Annotated in this window: 3 protein-coding genes and 1 pseudogene; 3 read left to right on the top strand and 1 reads right to left on the bottom strand. The window is 42.9% G+C overall.

Annotated elements, in window-relative coordinates:
* The 3 genes from ACXAC4_RS19340 to ACXAC4_RS19330 all read left to right on the top strand — a co-directional run.
* Positions 1–568, top strand: a 568-nt coding sequence (locus ACXAC4_RS19340) for a hypothetical protein (RefSeq protein WP_475164812.1), incomplete at its 5' end; no start/stop codon positions are given.
* A gap of 310 nt (positions 569–878) precedes the next feature.
* Positions 879–1,091: a hypothetical protein gene (locus ACXAC4_RS19335; protein ID WP_475164810.1), complete on the top strand. Its 213-nt coding sequence runs from the start codon at positions 879–881 to the stop codon at positions 1,089–1,091.
* Between the two features lie 289 nt (positions 1,092–1,380).
* Positions 1,381–1,626, top strand: a complete 246-nt coding sequence (locus ACXAC4_RS19330) for a type III secretion system chaperone family protein (protein WP_475164808.1) — start codon at positions 1,381–1,383, stop codon at positions 1,624–1,626.
* 211 nt (positions 1,627–1,837) lie between these two features.
* Here ACXAC4_RS19330 and trpS read toward each other — a convergent pair.
* Positions 1,838–2,846, bottom strand: a pseudogene (trpS, locus tag ACXAC4_RS19325) (tryptophan--tRNA ligase).
* Positions 2,847–2,934: the final 88 nt, after the last annotated feature.

Raw genomic sequence — 2,934 nt, 5'->3', positions numbered from 1 at the left:
AAGGTTAACGACGGTTAGATTCACCTCTTACACAGCACCTGCAGAGCGTGAAGCATTATCTTTCATTGCGCATTTTCAATCGCGTGAGCCCAAGTGGCAAAGCGCACAAGTGGGTGCAATCACCCCACTTTATCGTGACGAAACGTCTCTTCAGGCCTATGAAGTTGAGATCCTGTCTTTACAAGGTGAAGCACAAGGATACTTGATTATTGAAGCAAATCCACTCCGTGAGCGAGTCGCAGAATTTGCATTTGAAGGGCCTTCTCCAACAAAAATCCTCAAATCCAATCTTCAAGATAATAGTCAATATCGTTGGCTATGGAATGGACCAGGTACATCTGCGGTGATCCTAACGCCAAAACATGAAGCCATCCTTTTCACTATCAACCCATCCGTCACTCAAGCTGACTTTTCTATTTCCCGCACAAATCGAGCAATCCGATATGCTTCCATTGTCACGGATGCGCAGGGTACCTCTGACTCTGAAGAAAGTGTGATTGACTGGCGTTTCTCACCTTTCTATCAAGAATACCGTTACTGGCCAGCATCCAGTAATGATAGAGAATGAGTGCTATGCGGGTTGCACGCCTGTCGCCGCTGCAATGTTGGTCGATTTTTATGACCGCAATGGCTACCCAAATATGATTGGAGATGGATTCAGCAAAATCATCAAGCGAATAGTCCATTGATGCGAGAGACCATGGAACCAAATTCGTGGCGTGTCTCAAAACTTATTGCCGTGAGGATGGTCAAGGCGGCACATCACAATCCAATAGCATCAATATTGTCGATTATTGAATCAAAGAGGCGACGCGCAGTGGAAAGCAAGACGCATCAGCTATGCTGCCATGACGACTTTCTCTTACTTGATCCAGGAAATGAAAGCTCAGCGTCCTGCGATGGTTCACTATCACACGCAAGGACAAATTGGGACAAATCATTCAGCCATTGCTTTTGGTTATATATACGGTGGATATTGGGGAGATAATTTCCTTACTGTTCGTACGGGATGGAGTCGACAAGAGCAGATTCAATACAATATAAAAAGCATGGGAACTGTAGAAGCAACAATAGTCACTCGTAAAGACTAAGCTGCAACCAAAGTTCGTATCTCAACAGCCTTGTTCATTGCACTCTATCAATTTGAGCAAGGCTTTTTCTTTATCACAATGAGAATAAAATTCTCCCCCCTCTCAACACATATTTACGCTACCATCGCAAACTTCAAGTCTTCGAGATTATTGCCAATCAAAAAAAATCGAAATTAATCACCATTATCAAAAATATTCTGCAACAATATACATCTTGATGTTACCCAACTATATTAATACTTTAGTATTGAAAAAATATCTCTCAATCACTCGTTTTTTAGGAAAGAAGATGTCTCAAAACTTTCAAAAACTCATTCGAGAACTTTGCCAGAAACTCTCTTTGAATGAGCCTGAAGAAATTTCAGAAATCGTGAGCCTCCAGTCTGGCGAACAGGCGATCCACATCACTGAATTTCCAGAAAAGTCACTACTCATGTTTAGCTATATTGACTTCGCTAAAATTGAAGCAACACCAGCACTTCTACAGAGAAATATTTTGCAGAAGACCACTGAAACCGATTCTTGGTCAAGATAAAGACAGTCAGGATTGGATTTTATGGAGTCGTCAGCCATTCAATGAAGATGATGGAGAAAAAGCGTATCACCAGTTGGAAATTTTAAGTGATGCGAATGACAACCTACTTCAGACGATCACTCCTCCGCTGTGGAAGAAACAGCAGACCCATTATCAAGTGCAGGAATTCGTGTGTAATTTACATTGGATATTCCATGTCGTGCCTTTTATATCATACATGTTGCCCTGCCACAAAGCAAGGCAGACCATAATGGCTAAGGCTTAGGAAGAATCCAACCGCATCGTAAACGCGTTTGAGCACACGATTTGCACGTGCCGATGCAGCTTCAGCACCTTGACGCATCACTTGATCAAGGTAAGCACGATCTTCAGGGATCTCATTAAAGCGTGCTTGTAACGGCTCTAACATTCGAGACAACTGCATCCTGCTGTATCTGTTTTCTAAGTGACCATACATTTTGTCTTCGTATTCAGGGAACTACTGATTCAATTGAACGCCCTGTAGTGCACGACACAGATCGTCAAGAAGATTTGAAACACCTGGTTTTTCTTCAACGCTCAAAGTAAATTCTTGGCCCGTCTCGTCAGAATCCGTCACCGCTCGCTTAAGCTTTTTGGCAACTTTTTTAGGGTCTTCAAGTAATCCAATGAAATTATTTGGATTCTCATCTGACTTTGACATTTTCTTTGTTGGCTCCTGAAGGCTCATAGATACGCGCACCCACTTCCGGGATACGTGGCTCAGGCACTTTAAAACACGTCACCATAAATATTGTTGAAACGCACAGCAACGTCACGTGTCAACTCAAGATGTTGTTTCTGGTCATTTCCAACTGGCACATCATCGGCATCATAAAGCAGAATATCAGCAGCCATCAGGACGGGATAATTGAATAGTCCAGAGTTGATATTATTCGCATGCTGTTGTGACTTGTCTTTAAACTGTGTCATCCGGCTCAACTCACCCATTTGGGTATAGCAATTCAGCACCCAAGCTAATTGCGCATGCTCAGGCACATGTGACTGAACAAAGATGGTTGCCTTTTCCCCGGGTCAATGCCACATGCAATATAGAGTGCAAGTGTATCTAAAGTGGCTTTTTGAAGCTTTTCCGCTTCCTGACGAACAGTAATAGAGTGAAGATCGACCAGCATAAAGTGACAGTTATGGCTATCCAACATCGTATTCCACTGACGCAAAGCACCAATGTAGTTTCCTATCGTGAGTTCTCCAGAAGGCTGTACGCCACTTAGTACGACAGGTGCTGTGTAAAGTGAATCTAACCGTCGTTAACCTTAGCAATACGTA

The sequence above is a fragment of the Pseudoalteromonas sp. AWM4_233 genome (assembly GCF_056158285.1).
The sequence above is the reverse complement of the archived record's forward strand: the minus strand, read 5'-3'. Positions and strand labels throughout refer to the sequence as shown.

Coding starts and splice junctions, on each gene's coding strand:
- ACXAC4_RS19335 (WP_475164810.1), top strand. CDS start 879: ATGAAAGCTCAGCGTCCTGCGATGGTTCACTATCACACGCAAGGACAA.
- ACXAC4_RS19330 (WP_475164808.1), top strand. CDS start 1,381: ATGTCTCAAAACTTTCAAAAACTCATTCGAGAACTTTGCCAGAAACTC.